The sequence below is a fragment of the Marinomonas sp. HM11-D genome (assembly GCF_057626615.1).
The window spans coordinates 82013-99110 of sequence record NZ_JBMMKT010000014.1; the positions used below are offsets into that span (position 1 = coordinate 82013).

The 17098-nt window shown below is 48.1% G+C and carries 14 protein-coding genes; 7 read left to right on the forward strand and 7 right to left on the reverse strand.

Going from position 1 to position 17098, the window contains the following annotated elements; translation table 11 throughout:
* Positions 1-78: 78 nt before the first annotated feature.
* Positions 79-930, reverse strand: coding sequence for a thymidylate synthase (locus ACOSVP_RS15935; protein WP_487348471.1), 852 nt, complete (start codon positions 928-930; stop codon positions 79-81).
* 70 nt (positions 931-1000) lie between these two features.
* Here ACOSVP_RS15935 and folA point away from each other — a divergent pair, with 70 nt between their 5' ends.
* Complete coding sequence (gene folA, locus ACOSVP_RS15940; protein ID WP_487348472.1) at positions 1001-1501, forward strand: type 3 dihydrofolate reductase; 501 nt, start codon at positions 1001-1003, stop codon at positions 1499-1501.
* A gap of 5 nt (positions 1502-1506) precedes the next feature.
* Positions 1507-1926, forward strand: coding sequence for a secondary thiamine-phosphate synthase enzyme YjbQ (locus ACOSVP_RS15945; protein WP_487348473.1), 420 nt, complete (start codon positions 1507-1509; stop codon positions 1924-1926).
* 60 nt (positions 1927-1986) lie between these two features.
* Here ACOSVP_RS15945 and ACOSVP_RS15950 read toward each other — a convergent pair whose 3' ends face one another.
* From ACOSVP_RS15950 to ilvD, 3 genes are all read right to left on the reverse strand, one after another.
* Positions 1987-3210, reverse strand: a complete 1224-nt coding sequence (locus ACOSVP_RS15950) for a PAS domain-containing protein (protein WP_487348474.1) — start codon at positions 3208-3210, stop codon at positions 1987-1989.
* Between the two features lie 42 nt (positions 3211-3252).
* Positions 3253-4095, reverse strand: coding sequence for a 23S rRNA (adenine(2030)-N(6))-methyltransferase RlmJ (locus ACOSVP_RS15955; protein WP_487348475.1), 843 nt, complete (start codon positions 4093-4095; stop codon positions 3253-3255).
* A 75-nt stretch (positions 4096-4170) separates the two neighbouring features.
* Positions 4171-6015, reverse strand: coding sequence for a dihydroxy-acid dehydratase (gene ilvD, locus ACOSVP_RS15960; protein ID WP_487348476.1), 1845 nt, complete (start codon positions 6013-6015; stop codon positions 4171-4173).
* A gap of 160 nt (positions 6016-6175) precedes the next feature.
* On the opposite strand from ilvD, the gene ACOSVP_RS15965 reads away from it, so the two are divergent.
* Positions 6176-7378 carry an EAL and HDOD domain-containing protein gene (locus tag ACOSVP_RS15965; protein WP_487348477.1) on the forward strand — a complete coding sequence of 401 codons (1203 nt, stop codon included), beginning with the start codon at positions 6176-6178 and terminating at the stop codon, positions 7376-7378.
* Between the two features lie 974 nt (positions 7379-8352).
* Here the strand turns inward: ACOSVP_RS15965 and fdxA are convergent.
* Together fdxA and mutS are read right to left on the reverse strand one after the other, a co-directional pair.
* On the reverse strand, positions 8353-8676 hold the full coding sequence (fdxA, locus tag ACOSVP_RS15970; protein ID WP_055464194.1) for a ferredoxin FdxA: 324 nt from the start codon (positions 8674-8676) through the stop codon (positions 8353-8355).
* Between the two features lie 114 nt (positions 8677-8790).
* Positions 8791-11436 (reverse strand): DNA mismatch repair protein MutS, encoded by a 2646-nt coding sequence (gene mutS / locus ACOSVP_RS15975; protein ID WP_487348478.1) that lies wholly within the window; start codon positions 11434-11436, stop codon positions 8791-8793.
* A 74-nt stretch (positions 11437-11510) separates the two neighbouring features.
* Here mutS and ACOSVP_RS15980 point away from each other — a divergent pair, with 74 nt between their 5' ends.
* The 4 genes from ACOSVP_RS15980 (at position 11511) to ACOSVP_RS15995 (ending at position 16484) form a co-directional block, all read left to right on the forward strand.
* Positions 11511-11999 carry a CinA family protein gene (locus ACOSVP_RS15980; RefSeq protein WP_487348479.1) on the forward strand — a complete coding sequence of 163 codons (489 nt, stop codon included), beginning with the start codon at positions 11511-11513 and terminating at the stop codon, positions 11997-11999.
* A gap of 100 nt (positions 12000-12099) precedes the next feature.
* Positions 12100-13173, forward strand: a complete 1074-nt coding sequence (recA, locus tag ACOSVP_RS15985) for a recombinase RecA (protein ID WP_487348480.1) — start codon at positions 12100-12102, stop codon at positions 13171-13173.
* Positions 13174-13438: 265 nt separating this feature from the next.
* Positions 13439-14827 carry an SLC13 family permease gene (locus tag ACOSVP_RS15990; protein WP_487348481.1) on the forward strand — a complete coding sequence of 463 codons (1389 nt, stop codon included), beginning with the start codon at positions 13439-13441 and terminating at the stop codon, positions 14825-14827.
* A gap of 127 nt (positions 14828-14954) precedes the next feature.
* Positions 14955-16484 carry a coiled-coil domain-containing protein gene (locus ACOSVP_RS15995; RefSeq protein ID WP_487348482.1) on the forward strand — a complete coding sequence of 510 codons (1530 nt, stop codon included), beginning with the start codon at positions 14955-14957 and terminating at the stop codon, positions 16482-16484.
* Here the strand turns inward: ACOSVP_RS15995 and ACOSVP_RS16000 are convergent.
* Positions 16481-16930, reverse strand: coding sequence for a regulatory protein RecX (locus tag ACOSVP_RS16000; protein ID WP_487348483.1), 450 nt, complete (start codon positions 16928-16930; stop codon positions 16481-16483). The genes ACOSVP_RS15995 and ACOSVP_RS16000 overlap by 4 nt on opposite strands.
* Between the last annotated feature and the right edge of the window lie 168 nt (positions 16931-17098).

Here is a 17098-nt window from a genome sequence, read left to right on the forward strand (position 1 = left end):
AGTACTGCGATCCCTAAAACGAAAAATGCCGCCAATTTGACTCAAACTGGCGGCATTTTCATATCTGAAAAGAGCGGTCTAAACCGAGAAAGGGTAAGCGATCGCTTCGTGGTACTGATAGCCTTCTAACTCAAAGTCATCCAGCGTCACCCAAGTTTCCAAATCTTCCAGCGTCTTAATCTCTGGATTAATTTTGAAGGTTGGGGCAGCGAATGGCTCACGTTTAAGCTGAACATCACGCATTAGTTCGAGCTGATCTTCGTAAATGTGAGCGTTGACGATCTTGTGGTAGGCCTTGCCCGGTTTCTTACCGGTGATCTGCGCCATAATCGCCAATAGGAAATACACTTGCACCATATTGAAATTAAGCCCTAGCGGCACATCACAGCTGCGCTGAGTGCTGTTTAAATAAAGTGTGTCACCTAATAGGGAGAAGTGGTGGCTGTACATACAAGGACGCAGACACGCCATATGCAGCGCACCTGGGTGGTAGAAGGTAAAGATCTCGCCACGGTTATCAATGCCTTTAGTCAGGTCATCGACAATCAAGCGTAGCTGATCGACAGAACCACCGTCGGGTTTCGGGAAGTTACGACCAATGGCACCGTAGCAAAGGCCCATATCGTCTTCGCCTTTGCGGTAAGGGTTGTTCAGCCACGCAGGGTTGTCATTGGCGTTGGCATCCCAGGTTTTGGTGCCTAAGGCTCGAAAATCAGCAGCATTGTCGTAACCGCGTAGGTAGCCAAGGATTTCGGCAATGGCCGATTTCCAGTAGCTCTTGCGTGTGGTCACCAAGGGAAACTCGCCAGCACCGACATCATAAGTGAGATCCGCGTTAATGACCGTTAGGCAACGCTTGCCAGTACGTTCGTTCGCTACCCATTCGCCTTCATCAATAATGCGACGACAAAGATCTAAATATTGTTTCATGCAATTGAGTCCATGGTCGGTATAATATTGGCGCAAAGTATATCAAATTGCCTCAGAGTTCGGAGAGAAAATGCTATCCCTAATCGTTGCTATGTCGACTAACCGTGTCATCGGTATTAATAATTCCCTGCCTTGGCATTTGCCAAATGACCTTAAATACTTCAAGCAAGCGACCATGGGTAAGCCAATTGTTATGGGGCGTAACACCTTTGAGTCGATTGGTAAGCCGCTGCCAGGCCGTCGCAATATTGTTATTAGCCGTAACCCTGATTACCAGCCAGAAGGCGTAGATGTAGTGCGTTCCTTGGACGAGGCGATTCGTCTAGGTGAAGACATTTGCCTAGTGGATGGTCAAGAAGAAGTGATGATCATTGGTGGTGCGCAAATCTATTCCTTGGCGCTTGAGCGTGCCGATCGTTTGTACATCACTCACGTGGATGCAGAGATCACAGGCGATGCCTTTTTCCCAGAAGTAACCTGGGAAAACTACGAAAAGATTGCCGAGGAAGCCTTTCCAGCCGAAGGTCCAAACCCATACGACTACCGTTTTAGCGTGTACCAAAAGGGCTGATCACAATGTGGTTGCAAAAAGAGATCCAGCTGTCATCACGCCAACGCGGCTTTCATCTGGTCACTGATGAGATCTTGCGTCAATTGCCGGAGCTGAGAAAACTCGAGGTCGGCTTGCTGCATGTGTTTATCAAACACTCTTCGGCATCGCTGACCATTAATGAGAATGCCGATCCGACCGTACGTGACGATTTTGAACGCTACTTTAACCATGCGGTGCCGGAAAACGAGCCTTACTATCGCCACGTTTATGAAGGGAGTGATGATATGCCGGCACACCTTAAGAGCAGTATTCTCGGCTCAAGTGTCACCATTCCCGTAACTCGTGGCGACTTGAACTTAGGCATTTGGCAGGGTATTTACCTGTGTGAACATCGCAATCATGGTGGTGCTCGTAGCTTGGTATTAACGCTACACGGCGAATGAGCTTTTCATACAACAAAAAAGGAGCCTAGGCTACTTTTTTGACTTAATAATAGCGCCTAATTATTCGGCAATGGAAATTGCAACACCAGCCATACGGCCTTTTTCCACCGCGGAGTTGGCACTTTGCGCCATTTCTTCGATGGTTTCACCATCTTCAGGGAAAGTAGCTAAGCCAACGCATAAATTCAAATGGCTGGCATCAGAGAACTCTAGAACTTTTTGTTCTTCAGCGCTTGGTGATAAGAAACCATTGATTAGCTTCTGTGCGTCTTTCAGGCTGGTGTTCGGCAACAGTAACAGCAACTTATCATGTGCAACGCGGGCTAAAATATCCGCTTCGCGGATCTTCTTGTAGATAAAGCGTGCGGTGGTGTGAATCGCCGTATTGCGTTTTTCCAATGGCATATCCGCAAGCAAGCCGCGGGCGTCAAGATCAATCTTAGCCATGGTCAATGGTGTGTATTGACGACGCGCCAAGCCAAGTTGCTTGGTAAAGTGCGTCAGCGCCGCGCCACGGTTTAATAGACCAGTCAGCTCGTCAAAGGTTGCCTGTGAGCGAAGGTGCTCTTCTAGGGCTTTCTGGGAGCTGATGTCTTCAATAAAGCCGATCACTTTAGCGACTTCAGCATTCGGGCCTTGGCTGTAAGTACGGCCACGTTCACGAATCCAGATGTACTCATCGTTACCACGACGGATGCGGTACTCAGATTCGTAGTAGCGTTGCTTGTGCTTTACGTGCTCTTCGATGGTCCGCTGCATTTTTGGCAAGTCATCTTTGTGCACACGACTGCGCCACGCTTGGCTGTTATGGGGCGTATCTTCTAATGAGCAGCCCAACAAGGAAGCAATCGATTGCGAACAAGAGATGGTGTCTTCTTCCACTTCCCACATCCAAATACCGGCCGAGGATTCGGTCAGGGCGAACTTCAACAAGGTGTTTTCCGCGACGCTGAAATCCAAATGCTCGGTGTGAGAGATGTAGCCCAACACGTGTTCATCGTCTAACTCGGTCAGAGAAATCTCCGCGGTTAGGAAGCGGTCACCCACTTCTAGGCGAGCGCTGATGCGCTCAATTTCACCACGTTTTAGTTTGGCAACAATCTCTGCCAAATTGGATTGGTTATCGTTGACCAATGACTGCCACGTCTCTTGGCGAGCGGCGCCGACATTTAAGTAAAGACTCTCTAAACGTTCATTGGCCGCTACGATGTCACCACTTTGAATCTGTGCGATAAACGCGGGAGTAGGCATATGATGAAATGCCGTGGTAAACGGGATGGACATTTAAAGACTCCTTATCAAGTCAGCGTGCTCGCCTCTCGAGCATTACTCTGGGGTAATCCAACGTAGTTGGAAGTGTGCGTCTTGGTCTTCCGCCAACGCATCACGTAAAAATGGAAGGAACTCTTCGGCTTCTTTTTCCAGCGTCCAAGGTGGGTTAACAACGATCATGCCGCTGCCAGCCATACCGCGCTTGGTTTCGGTTCCGCGAATGTTCAATTCCAATAATAAAGTATTTCTAATTTTGGTTGCCGCGACCGCATTAAGCAAATCGTCCGCTTGGCGGCGATTCAATACCGGATACCAGATAGCGAAGGTACCCTGAGAGAAACGCTTATGGCCGTCTGCTAAGGCTGTGACTACTTTCTTGTAGTCATTTTTTACTTCGTAAGGCGGGTCCATCAATACGAAGCCACGTTTTTGTGGCGGTGGTAACATTGCTTTAACAGCAAGGAAACCATCATCTTTTACCACATTTGCTATTCTTTTTTTAGGGAAAAGTGCAGCAAGTACTGGGTAGTCATTTGGGTGCAACTCACACAAATGCATTTTGTCTTTCTGACGTAGGTAATGGTTTACCACCATTGGGCTACCTGGGTAAACCTCTAATTCACCTTCAGGGTTAAGCTCTTTAACGATCTCAACAAACTGCTCAACGGGCTCAGGCAGATCGTTACGTTCCATTAGGCGGCTAATACCGGTGTCGTACTCTTGGTTTAACTGGGCTTGATCCGAATCCAGTTCATACAAACCAATGCCAGCGTGAGTATCTAGGTAAAAGAAAGGCGCGTCTTTTTTGGTTAAATGACGGCAGATTTGGCTAGCAACAAGGTGCTTGAGAATGTCGGCGTGGTTGCCAGCATGGTAAATATGGCGATAGCTGAGCATGGCATAGGGTCCAATATAATTAAAAAAAGCCGCTCCTCTTGTGGAGGCGCGGCTTTCAGAGGTTTAACGGTAAGCTTAGTCTAGTTGGTCTAGATCGCGAACCGCACCTTTGTCTGCGCTGGTTGCAAAGTGTGCGTACACTTTCAGTGCAGGAGATACTTTACGTGGGCGAACTTCGGCAGGTTTCCAAGCGTCCGCGCCTTTTGCTTCCATTGCTGCACGACGGTGAGCTAGCTCTTCGTCTGATAGCAATACATTGATGGTACGGTTAGGGATGTCGATCAGGATGCGATCGCCATTTTCGACTAGACCGATAGCACCACCGGCTGCGGCTTCTGGAGAAACGTGACCGATCGATAGACCAGAAGTACCGCCAGAGAAACGACCATCTGTCAGTAGGGCACAGGCTTTGCCTAGACCTTTAGACTTGATGTAAGACGTTGGGTACAGCATTTCTTGCATACCTGGACCGCCTTTAGGGCCTTCGTAGCGAACGATAACGATGTCGCCTGCTTCCACTTTGTCAGCCAAGATGTTGCTTACAGCTTCGTCTTGCGATTCTGTTACGTGAGCACGACCTTCGAATACAAGGATCGACTCGTCTACACCGGCACTCTTCACCACACAGCCATCTAGGGCGATGTTACCGTAAAGAACAGCTAGACCACCTTCTAGAGAGAAAGCGTTTTCAAGAGAACGGATACAGCCGTTAACACGGTCGCCGTCCAGTGTTGGCCAACGGCATGATTGACTAAACGCCACTTGCGTTGGAATGCCACCAGGACCTGCTTTGTAGAATTCCACTACTTCTGGAGTAGGTGATTCCATGATGTCCCATTTTTTCAGGCCATCAAGCAGGGTATCAGAGTGTACTGTGTGAACTTGGTTGTGCAGAGCGCCAGCACGGTTCAATTCACCTAGTAGACCGAAGATACCACCAGCGCGGTGTACGTCTTCGATGTGGTATTTCTGAGTGTTCGGTGCCACTTTACATAGCTGTGGTACTTTACGAGAAAGACGGTCGATGTCTTTCATAGTGAAGTCCACGCCCGCTTCACGAGCCATGGCTAGCAAGTGCAGGATAGTGTTGGTTGAGCCACCCATGGCGATATCTAGTGTCATCGCGTTTTCGAACGCTTCGAAAGTTGCGATAGAGCGTGGTAGCCACTTCTCTTCGTCTTTTTCGTAGTAGTTCTTAGTGATTTCAACGATGCGACGGCCTGCTTCTAGGAACAGACGCTCACGGTCAGCGTGCGTCGCAACCACAGTACCGTTACCCGGTAGACTTAGACCTAGCGCTTCGGTTAGACAGTTCATCGAGTTCGCTGTGAACATACCAGAACATGAACCACAAGTAGGGCAGGCAGAACGTTCGATTTCAGCAACGACTTCGTCAGAAACGCTGTCGTCCGCTGCGATAACCATGGCATCAACAAGGTCAAGTTTGTGCTCAGAAAGCTTAGTCTTACCCGCTTCCATTGGGCCACCAGAAACGAAAATCACTGGAATGTTTAGGCGCAAAGCGGCCATCAACATCCCCGGTGTGATCTTGTCACAGTTAGAGATACAAACCAGTGCATCGGCACAGTGTGCGTTGACCATGTATTCAACTGAGTCAGCGATTAGGTCACGTGATGGCAAGCTGTACAGCATACCGTCGTGGCCCATGGCGATACCGTCGTCTACCGCGATCGTGTTGAATTCTTTTGCAACACCGCCAGCCGCTTCGATTTCACGGCAAACAAGTTGACCTAGGTCTTTTAGATGCACGTGACCTGGTACGAACTGAGTGAACGAGTTCGCGACCGCAATAATTGGTTTATGAAAATCTTCATCCTTCATGCCTGTAGCACGCCATAGCGCACGAGCACCGGCCATGTTACGGCCGCCAGTGGATGTTTTGGAGCGGTATGTTGGCATTTCTATCCCCACAATTTATTTTGCTTTCTTTATGCGCTTCATGTTACCAAGTTTATTGCCCTCGCCCAAAGCGAAATTTGGCAATATACTGCTTAATAGTAGCACCTTTACATCAGGCTATTGCTACACTGCAGATAACGTTCAAAAGGTATCAGAACATATGATGTATCACGATGTTGCGTTAGCTCGACAACCTATTGTGGATAATAAGTTATCGACAATGGGCTACGAACTGTTGTATCGCCGCGACGCTGACGCCACCAATGCCGACGTCTATGACCAAGTTGGCGCCACCGCACAGGTGATTACCACCTGTCTGCTGGATCTTGGGATGCATAACATCGTAGGTACCGGTAAGGCCTTCGTAAACTTTCCCCGTGGTTATTTGGTGAACCCAAGTGGTGTGCCGCTTCCGAAAGAACACACGGTGATTGAGGTATTGGAAAGTGCTGGCTTCGATGCGGTGTTATTGGCGTCGTTACGCCGTTGGCACAATGCAGGTTTCAAGATTGCCTTAGATGATTTCGTTTATGAACCACGCTTAACTCCGTTTGTTGAGATCGCGGATTACATCAAACTAGACATGGTGGCGTTGGGCAAAGATAAGTTTCACCAGCAGGTTGAGGCGTTGCGTCCTTACAATGCCAAGCTGATCGCTGAGAAGGTCGAAACTTGGGAAGATTACCACTTCGCTAAGTTATTAGACGTGGACTATTACCAAGGCTACTTTTTTGAAAAGCCCCAAGCGATTGCTAAGAAAGCCTCCAATGTGAATCAGATGACGCTGATGCATTTGATGGCATCTTTGATGCGCGCTAACGATATGTCGATAGAAGAGTTGGAACAGATCGTTGGTCAAGACATCGGTCTAGTGCACAAGCTATTAAAATATTTGAATTCACCGCTGATGGGCTTAGTGGCTTCCGTCGATTCGTTGCGTTTAGCCATTATGTTGATTGGTACCGAGCAGCTAAAATCCATTACCAACCTGTTGCTGATGTCGGACATGACTGCTGACCGTGAAGTTTTGCAGGGACAAGTATTGCTGCGTGCTAAACATGCCGAGTTATTTGCCAAAGCACAGCGTTACGCCAATGAAGAGCGTTATTTCCTAGCCGGTATGCTGTCGATGATCGATGTTTGCGTCGGTATTGATCTAGATGACATTCTAGCCGAGTTGCCATTGCCGCTTGAGTTTACCAATGCCATCTTAGAGCGTACTGGGCGCGTGGGTTACACCCTAGATTTGATTGAAGCCTACGAGAAAAATCGCCCGATCAAATCAGAAGAAGACATGAAAACCCTCGCTCAGACCTATCAAGAAGCGGTAACTTGGGTTGAAGGCTTCCGTGCAACGATCTAATGAATCTATTTTTGTAGGGAAATTCCTACAAGTCTTGTAGGGGATTTCTGAGATATTGCAAGAAAATGGGAAGAAAAGCTGATGCTTTATCTTAACTTTATGATTTTAAAGGGGAAATAGATTGTTTTGTCTATTTCCCCTTTTTTTGCAAATTGCCCAGAAAGCCGTATAGTTAACTCATCCAAAGGGAACTCAAGGACTGAGTGGCACATGGAGTGCAGCAAGGTAGGACACTTTGCGGGATAGAAAACGGATGGGTAAGGGATACTCTAAGACGGATTTTAAAATTAGGAAGCAGGCTCTAAGGATCAGAGTCTTGGCACTAGGATTTGGTGAATCTCAAGGACTGAGTCGTTAGGATAACGATTACTCAATGGATGAGCGCTTTAAAGGATTTAGAGCACAACGACGGGCAGCTTAGGCTGCCCTTTTTTGTTTTTGTCGTTTACTCATACAGAAAGATTCTAAGCTGTACGGGCTATTTTTGTAGGGAATATCTGACAAGAGTGTAGGGCTTTTCGGTAATGTGCGCAGGATAACGGAAAATTATCCAATGAAATTATCTAACCTTATGATTTTATTGGTTAATTTTTGTTTTGTAGGTTTTGTTCACAAGTTGCATCTGGCTCAGAATAGGGTACATTTAACTTATCCAAACGGAACTCACGGATTGAGACAGCACAGAGACGTGCAGCAAAGCAAGAGGCTTTGTGGGATAACTGGAACAGAGTGAGGATCACTCTAAGACGGATTTTGACAGGACAAACTAACTCGACGGATTTGAGTTACTGGCCAAGATGGCAAGTTACGGACTGACAGCGACGGAATCGCACACTCAAGGAACGAGCGCTTTAACGGACTAAAGCAAAAAACGGGCAGCCTAGGCTGCCCTTTTCTTTGCCTGAAATTTATCCAACGCCTTTTTACAGGCATAAAAAAAGCAGCCGAAGCTGCTTCTTTTCAAGTATTCAAGCTTAGCGCTCTAGGTACTCAAGCTTGTCTTCAACACCGTCCCATTGCGCAGCATCTGGAAGAGCATCTTTTTGCTCAGTGATGTTTGGCCAAATTAGAGACAGTTCTTGGTTTAGCTCAACGAATACTTCTTGGCCTTCTGGTAGCTCGTCTTCAGAGAAGATCGCGCCCGCAGGACATTCTGGTTCACAAAGAGCACAGTCGATACATTCGTCTGGGTTAATCGCTAGAAAGTTTGGGCCTTCGTAAAAGCAATCTACAGGGCAGACTTCTACACAGTCTGTGTATTTACAACGGATACAGTTGTCAGTAACGATGAAAGCCATTCGACTTCTCCTAGAATCAGTTCAAAATTTTGCCAGTATTTTAGTGGCATAGGCTGTAAAGCGGCAAGGGACAATTGGCTGTCCCTCTAAACTTTCTGATCTTAGCTTATGCAGCTACAGACCACTTTTCAATTTATGTAATAGATTAAGCGCTTCCAGCGGTGTGGTGTTGTCTATATCAACCGCGGCAATTGCCTCTTTTAATTGGCTCGCGGCGTCTATTGCAAACATATCCGCTTGCATTGGTGCCGCTTTACTAGCGCTCTTAGCGATAGGCGCTGGCGCTGGCTCCGCCAGCACGGCTCTGACTGGCTCAATGGCGGTTGCGATAGGCTGTGCGACACGTTCACCCTCTAATTCACCTAGCTTTTGGCGTGCTTCCAGAATCACACTACGTGGTACTCCGGCCAATTGCGCCACTTGCAGACCATACGACTGACTTGCTGGACCATCGTGTACCTGGTGCATAAAGACGATCTCGTCTTCGTATTCGGTGGCGGTTAAATGGACGTTGGCAGCGTTTGGCAAACGATCTGCTAGCGTGGTGAGCTCAAAGTAGTGGGTAGCAAATAAAACGTAGCTGCCCAATTCATTAGCAAGGTATTCCACCGCAGACCAAGCCAATGACAGGCCATCAAAGGTACTGGTGCCTCGGCCCACTTCGTCCATTAGGACCAAGCTGTCTTTGGTGGCGTTATTTAGGATATTGGCCGTTTCGGTCATTTCCACCATAAAGGTCGAGCGCCCGCCCGCGAGGTCATCCGATGAGCCCATACGGGTGAAAATGCGATCGACCACAGAAATCGAGGCAGACTCGGCCGGGACAAAACTACCGGTATGCGCCAACAGGGTAATGATGGCGATTTGGCGCATGTAGGTGGATTTACCGCCCATGTTCGGACCTGTGATCATCAGTAAGCTGCGACCTTCATGCAGAGCCAAATCATTGGGAATAAAAGGCTCAGAGATGACCGCTTCCACCACTGGGTGACGACCCGCTTGGATCGCTATGCCACCACGGTTGTGCACCTCTGGACAGCAGAAACTCAAACGGTTAGCGCGCTCGGCGAAACAAGCTAATACGTCCAGCTGAGACACGGCTTGGCTGGCGGTTTGTAGTGGCCCCAGTACTTCGTTTAGCTTATCTAGCAGTTGCTCATACAGTTGCTTTTCACGGGCTAAGGCTTTGGACTTGGCGCTTAGGGCTTTGTCTTCAAACGCTTTCAATTCTGGGGTGATAAAACGCTCAGCGTTTTTCAAGGTCTGGCGACGAACGTATTCCGTTGGCGCTAAGTCAGAATGCAAGCGGCTGATTTCAATGTAGTAACCGTGAACGCGGTTGTAACCCACTTTAAGCGAAGCAATGCCGGTGCGCTCTTTTTCGCGACGCTCCATTTCCGCCAAGAACTCAGTGGCATTGGTGGATAGGGCGATCAGTTCATCCAGCTCTTCATCGTAGCCTTGCGCCATCACGCCGCCATCACGAATCACTGCTGGTGGGTTTTCTACCAGAGCACGTGCTAATTCATCGGTCAGTTCAGGTTGCTCAACTAGACGGTCATGCAGCTGTGCCAAACGGGTGTTGTTCGGAATGTCCCGTAGAATACGACGCAGTTCAGGCATGGTTTCCAGTGCCATACGTAGGCGCACGAGATCACGTGGACGCGCCGAACGCAGTGCCACACGAGACAGAATACGCTCCATATCACCGACTGCTTTGATGGTGCTTTGCAAGGTTTCAAAGGCAAAGTTATTCATCAGATCACGTACCGCCTGCTGGCGACCGTGAATTTCTTCAAGGTTACGGATCGGCGTATGCAACCAGCGTTTTAATAGGCGCGAACCCATTGGCGTGGTACAGCTATCGATCACGCTCATCAAGGTGTTACTGGTGCTGCCGTTTAGGTTTTGGTCGATTTCCAAATTACGGCGCGTGGCACCATCGATCAGAACTGAATCATCACGTTGCTCGACGCTGATGGATTGAATGTGCGGTAGCGCCGAGCGCTGAGTATCTTTGGCGTACTGTAGCAAAGCACCGGCTGAAGCAATCGCGGCAGTCAGGGCTTCACAACCAAAGCCAGACAGGTCTTTAGTGTTGAATTGTTGAATCAACTGGCGGTAGCTGGACTCATAATCAAAGTGCCAAGGGCCCAGTTCGCTGACACCCCGCTCAAGGGTAATCAGATCACGGGCAGGGAAGTCCTCAGACAGAAGAATTTCTTTGGGTGATAAACGCTGTAACTCACTCGCCAGCGCTTCATGGCCATCCACTTCAAACACACAGAAACGGCCGCTGGCCATGTCTAGGTACGAAAAGCCAAACACATCAAGGCCTTTACGTTGTACGTGAGCGACAGATAACAGCAAGTTTTCACGTTTTTCCTCAAGGAAGGCTTCATCGCTGATGGTGCCAGGTGTCACAATGCGTGCCACTTGACGCTCGACTGGGCCTTTGCTGGTCGCCGGATCGCCTACCTGTTCGGCGATGACCACGGATTCACCCATACGTACTAGGCGGGCGATGTAGTTTTCCGCGGCGTGGAACGGGATGCCCGCCATCGGGATCGGTTTACCACCAGAATGGCCGCGAGCCGTAAGCGTAATATCTAACAATTCGGCAGCGCGTTTGGCGTCGTCGTAGAACAGCTCATAAAAGTCACCCATGCGATAGAACAGCATCTGATTGGGGTGCTGTGACTTGAGGCCAAAGTATTGGCGCATCATGGGGGTATGATTGTCTTTGTCTGATTGGCTCATGTGAGGCTCACGTTGTGTGGATGAAACAGGGCCGATATTCTAAGGCATAATTTATTGATATTTAAGGGAACAACATGGTTCAAGAAAAATTCCTTAAAGACTTGGTGAAACAAGTAGCAAATCGCTTATCTGAACGCCAACAAATGTTGGTCACTGCCGAGTCCTGTACCGGTGGTTTGATCGGTGCCTACTGTACTGAGTTGGCGGGTAGTTCGGAGTGGTTTTACGGTGGCGTGATCAGCTACGCCAACGAAGCCAAAGTCGCGGCATTGAACGTCTCAGAAGTGACCTTGAATACCGAAGGTGCGGTGAGTGAATCGACGGTTCGCCAAATGTGTGCTGGCGCTTTAGCGCTCGGTGGGGATGTGGCGGTGGCAGTCAGCGGTGTGGCGGGCCCAAGCGGTGGCAGTATTACCAAGCCAGTGGGTTGTGTCTACATTGCTTGGCAGGTAAAAGGACAGCAAGCGATGATCGAACGTTGCCAGTTTGAAGGCACGCGTCGAGCGATTCGCCGAGAGACCGTGGCGCGGGCGTTACAGGGAATTTTGGAACTGACAAAATAAAAAATCTGTATTTTTATACAGTATTTTCTTGAGCGTTATTTTAAAACGCGCTACATTAAGCTCAGTTTAAATCTACGGATATACCACTTAGGATTGAAATATGGCTACCACGGCAGACAACAAGAAAAAAGCGTTAGACGCTGCGCTTTCTCAGATCGAGCGTCAATTTGGTAAAGGCGCCATCATGAAAATGGGTGAAGGTGCAAAATTAGACATCGAAACCGTTTCAACTGGCTCACTAGGCTTAGACATTGCCCTGGGTGCTGGCGGTCTGCCATACGGTCGTATCTGTGAAATCTACGGTCCAGAATCTTCAGGTAAAACCACGCTGACTTTAAGTGTGATCGCCGAAGCGCAAAAACAAGGTAAAACTTGTGCCTTTATCGATGCGGAGCACGCGCTAGATCCATCGTACGCGGAGAAGCTTGGTGTAAACATCGGTGAGCTATTGGTATCTCAGCCTGATACGGGTGAACAAGCCCTAGAAATCTGTGACATGTTGGTTCGCTCGAACAGTGTTGACGTGGTCATCGTTGACTCGGTAGCAGCCTTGGTTCCTAAGTCTGAAATCGAAGGCGAAATGGGGGATTCTTCTGTCGGTGTACAAGCGCGTCTACTATCACAAGCGATGCGTAAACTGACTGGCTCCATCAAACACGCTAACTGTCTGGTTGTCTTCATCAACCAGATCCGTATGAAGATCGGTGTGATGTTCGGTTCACCTGAAACGACAACAGGTGGTAACGCGCTAAAATTCTACAGCTCGGTTCGTCTAGACATCCGTCGTATCGGCTCGGTGAAGCAGGGCGATGAAGTGATTGGTAACGAAACCCGCGTTAAGGTGGTTAAGAACAAGATTGCGCCGCCATTCAAACAAGCCGAATTCCAAATCATGTACGGTACCGGTATCTACCGCATGGGTGAAATCATCGACTTGGGTGTGAAGCAAGGCTTCATCGACAAATCGGGTGCTTGGTACGCTTACGGCGGTAACAAGATCGGTCAAGGTAAAGCCAATGCCGCGCAATACCTAGCGGATAACCCAGCGATTGCACAAGAAATCGAAGGCATGATTCGTGAAGCTTTGTTGACCAAAACGAAGCGTACCGAAGAAGCAGTCAGCACATCTGATGCAGACGATGCGTTAGAGAGTGAAGAAGAACTGGACTTCTAAATTCCAGACAAAAGTTTCAAAAGCAGCCTCTTGGCTGCTTTTTTTATGCCTGAACGGAAGCAAATTTGTAGCAAAAACCATTCTTATGCCTTTTGCGAGCAATAAAAAATTGTTCCCAAGCAAAACAGTAGGGCAACTGACATATTTTTCCGTTATCTCATATTGCATGGCCGCTCATGGTTTGGACTATCATGCCCATGCTTCTCTACATAGCCCTCTCTCTGGGGACTATGACTGATGATTGCCTCGATAAGGAAATATAACAATGAATCGAAATGACGCTCCACCTTTACAAAATGCCCCGCGACAGAGTCTCTTTAGTCCGAAGAGTTTGATTGTTGTCGCGGATGTATTGTTGTTTGCCATCTTATACAACACGCTACCGTTTGAGCCCAATGTGGTACTGGGCATCAGTATGTTGTCTTTTATTGCCATCCTTTGGTTAACCGAAGCACTGCATGTGACCATTACGGCGATTTTAGTGCCGGTTATGGCGGTACTGTTTGGTATTTATGATACCCAGGCTGCACTGAATAACTTTGCCAACTCGACCATTTTCCTATTCCTTGGCGGCTTTGCGCTGGCGGCGGCCATGCATGTACAGGGTTTAGACAAAGTCATTGCCGATAAAGTGCTGCATTTGGCCCGTGGCCGTATGAGTCTTGCTGTATTTATGTTGTTTGGTGTCACTGCGCTACTGTCCATGTGGATCAGTAATACGGCGACGGCAGCAATGATGTTGCCATTGGTGTTAGGGGTGTTGAGTAAGGTCGATCAAGACCGTGGTCACAGCACTTATGTGTTCGTTTTGTTAGGTATTGCCTACAGTGCCAGCATTGGGGGGATTGCTACCTTGGTAGGGAGTCCGCCAAATGCGATTGCGGCTGCGCAAGTGGGTCTGTCTTTCACCGATTGGATGAAGTTCGGTTTGCCGGTATCGGTACTGATGCTGCCAGTGGCTGTGGCCTTGTTGTACTGGGTGTTCAAGCCAGATTTACGTGGCAACTTTGACCTAGATGTTGAACCGGTGCAATGGAATCGTGGCAAGGTGCTGACCTTGGCGATCTTCTCTCTCACCGTATTTATGTGGATTTTCAGCAAACCCATTAATGGCATGTTGGGTGGAATTAAGAGCTTTGACACCATCATTGCCCTAGGCGCGATTATTCTGGTGTGTTTCTCTGGTGCGGCCAAATGGAAGGATGTGGAGAAAACCGCTGACTGGGGCGTATTGCTACTGTTCGGTGGTGGTATTTGTTTGAGCAATGTGCTCAAGCAAACCGGTACCAGTATGTTTCTGGCCAATGAGTTGAGTGCCATGATTGCTGACCTGAATATTGTGGTCGTGATCTTGGTGATTGCTACCTTCGTGGTGTTTTTGACCGAGTTTGCCAGCAATACTGCCAGTGCCGCCCTGTTGATTCCGGTGTTCAGTGGTTTGGCGGAAGCCTTTGGCGTGTCGCCTGTGATTCTAGCGGTATTGATTGCGATCTCGGCGTCTTGTGCCTTTATGTTGCCAGTGGCGACCCCGCCGAATGCGATCGTCTTTGCTTCGGGGCATATCAAGCAAAGTGAGATGATGCGCATTGGCTTTATCTTGAATATTGCCTGTATTGCCATGTTAACTGTGATTGCGGTGCTTTTCTGGTCATAAGGCGTCATTGCTAAAGCGTCGAAGCGCCAGAGCAGGCGCTTCGACTGTTAAAAATAGTAAGGCCTATGGTGTCTGAATTTTTTAACCACTATCCTAAAGAGAAACCATTAGGATCTAGGGATTTAGCATGAACTTGTTTTGGCTGCTCGTAAGTGCATTAGTGATATCAACGGCGCTGCTGCTAGTCAGTGCTGGCTGGTACCTTGTTGCCAAGCGTAAGCTAAACTCGCGTGATACAAATTCTAGCACTGAGGTCGAGGATTCCAGCCTGCCGATTTTGTCTGAAGCTGAGCAAGTTTTATCGGATAAGGCGCAATGGTTGGCGTTGCTTGATCAGCAGCAGGCCATTTGTCATGAGCTTTTGGAGCAGCAGCGGGTGACAGGAAGCGATGATTTAGCGCTACGTTGCTGGAACAGCTTTTTAGACATCGAGCGGATTCTGCTAGAGCAAGAAGACGCAAAATTTGAAGATTACCTCGATAAGTTCGAATTTGTGCTCGAACTCCTAAAGCATGCTCAAGAAATTGATGAGCTGCTGAAACAACTGACCGTCAGTAATCAACTGCTCAAGCAACTGAACCAAGTGGCGCAAAAAACCGGTGATTCTGTGTTTGAACAGATGAACATCACCGCGCACCTCAATTTAAAACTCGATCAACTACAAGACCGCCTGCAAGAAGAAGTCGCTCTAGATAAAGAGCTAGCAGAAGTGCGTGCTGAATTAGCCAGCCTGTTTGAGTTTGCCGAACGCTTAAAGCAAAAGGTGGATACCAAAAACGAACATGACGAAGACTATATGAGCGTCTTGTCTGAGTTTTTAGGCAGTACGGCGACGGTTGGCTTCCTGACTACCATGAAAAGTGAGTTGGATGAAAAAGTCGAGGAGCTACAAGAGCTAGCCGACTATCGTAGCCATGTTATTTCTGAGTTAAAAGCGCGCTTGAAAACATTGCGTCATGAAAACCATGATCAACGAGATCATGTGGCCGAATGCGATGTTGCCTTTGTGCGCTTTGAAAAGAGTTTGCTGGAGAGTAATCGGGTGATCAAAGCGCTAGAGCAGAAACTCGAAAGTTTGCAGACTATCAAGTACAACCTGAGTGTGGACGTGCGTAAGCGCGATGAAGAACTGAAGATCAAAGATGCGACACTGCGTGCCAAAGGTGTGGAAGCGAAGCTGAAGGCTCAGGCTGCCATTGCTAAAGAGCAGAGTTCGGTCAACGCGCTCGTAGACTTTATGGACCAAGTACCGCTGCGCCCTGAATATTCTGATTTTGAAACAAAGCAAAGTGAAAAGCTCGCGACATTACAGCTACTGGTGAATGAATCGGAACTGTATGTGAATGTGCTGGAGCGTGATCTTGAAAAAGAGAAAGTTGAGCATGAGCGGCTGTTGGCGCGCTTGGAACATCAGTCTCCTGAGTCTCTGGAGCTGTCAGATCAGGAGCGTGATGAGCTGCGTAATCTGCGTGAAGTCAATGGCGAGCTGGAAGAGGAAAAAATCCGCCTGCTCGCCCAGTTATCGAATGCAGATGAAGACAGTGACGCGATTCAAGCGTTGCAACAAAAAATCAAAGAACTGGATATGAAGATAGAAACGGTCCAGATCAATTACGTTAGCATGGAAGAGCGTTACCTCAATTCCTTAATGTCTTAGTCCTCCTCGGACCATTCGGTGGCGTACTTCACCTCATCAAAACTGAAGCCGCGATAGATCAGATAACGAGTCTGCTTGGCGCGGGCTTTAAAGTCTTTTTCAACCTCAAAACCAAATTTGCGCTGCTTTAGCTGCAAGGCTAATTCAAACCAATCCACGTCTAATGAATTGAGTGCCTGCTTTGCCATGGCCTCAGGAATGCCTTTCATACGTAGCTCATTCAAAATGCGCTGTTTGCCCAACGGTTTGGCGGCTTTGCTGCGACTAAAGGCCTCGGCATAACGCTCATCACTAAGATAGTTAAGGTCCAATAAGTAGTTAAGAGTCTCGTCAATCGCGTCTGGCTCGTAGCCCTTGCGCGCCAGCTTTTGTTGCAGTTCTTTAGTGGAGTGTTCGCGGGCACCGAGTAGCCATAATGCGTAATTCTTGGCGTCTTGCTGCGACATGGGGCGTCCTAGATAAAATGAAAATGATTATAGCTGAAATGATTGAATATTGAATTTATATGAAACACTTTAAAAATTGATTTTATAAGATGAAAGTTCTTTATTTTAGTTTATTTATGGTGTGATATTTTTAATATGTTTTGCAAAAATAGCGAATAATTCTTCTGT

Bases quoted from the DNA above. Each gene is read 5' to 3' on its own strand.
- ACOSVP_RS15935 (WP_487348471.1), bottom strand. From the start codon at position 930: ATGAAACAATATTTAGATCTTTGTCGTCGCATTATTGATGAAGGCGAA.
- folA (WP_487348472.1), top strand. From the start codon at position 1,001: ATGCTATCCCTAATCGTTGCTATGTCGACTAACCGTGTCATCGGTATT.
- ACOSVP_RS15945 (WP_487348473.1), top strand. From the start codon at position 1,507: ATGTGGTTGCAAAAAGAGATCCAGCTGTCATCACGCCAACGCGGCTTT.
- ACOSVP_RS15950 (WP_487348474.1), bottom strand. From the start codon at position 3,210: ATGTCCATCCCGTTTACCACGGCATTTCATCATATGCCTACTCCCGCG.
- ACOSVP_RS15955 (WP_487348475.1), bottom strand. From the start codon at position 4,095: ATGCTCAGCTATCGCCATATTTACCATGCTGGCAACCACGCCGACATT.
- ilvD (WP_487348476.1), bottom strand. From the start codon at position 6,015: ATGCCAACATACCGCTCCAAAACATCCACTGGCGGCCGTAACATGGCC.
- ACOSVP_RS15965 (WP_487348477.1), top strand. From the start codon at position 6,176: ATGATGTATCACGATGTTGCGTTAGCTCGACAACCTATTGTGGATAAT.
- fdxA (WP_055464194.1), bottom strand. From the start codon at position 8,676: ATGGCTTTCATCGTTACTGACAACTGTATCCGTTGTAAATACACAGAC.
- mutS (WP_487348478.1), bottom strand. From the start codon at position 11,436: ATGAGCCAATCAGACAAAGACAATCATACCCCCATGATGCGCCAATAC.
- ACOSVP_RS15980 (WP_487348479.1), top strand. From the start codon at position 11,511: ATGGTTCAAGAAAAATTCCTTAAAGACTTGGTGAAACAAGTAGCAAAT.
- recA (WP_487348480.1), top strand. From the start codon at position 12,100: ATGGCTACCACGGCAGACAACAAGAAAAAAGCGTTAGACGCTGCGCTT.
- ACOSVP_RS15990 (WP_487348481.1), top strand. From the start codon at position 13,439: ATGAATCGAAATGACGCTCCACCTTTACAAAATGCCCCGCGACAGAGT.
- ACOSVP_RS15995 (WP_487348482.1), top strand. From the start codon at position 14,955: ATGAACTTGTTTTGGCTGCTCGTAAGTGCATTAGTGATATCAACGGCG.
- ACOSVP_RS16000 (WP_487348483.1), bottom strand. From the start codon at position 16,930: ATGTCGCAGCAAGACGCCAAGAATTACGCATTATGGCTACTCGGTGCC.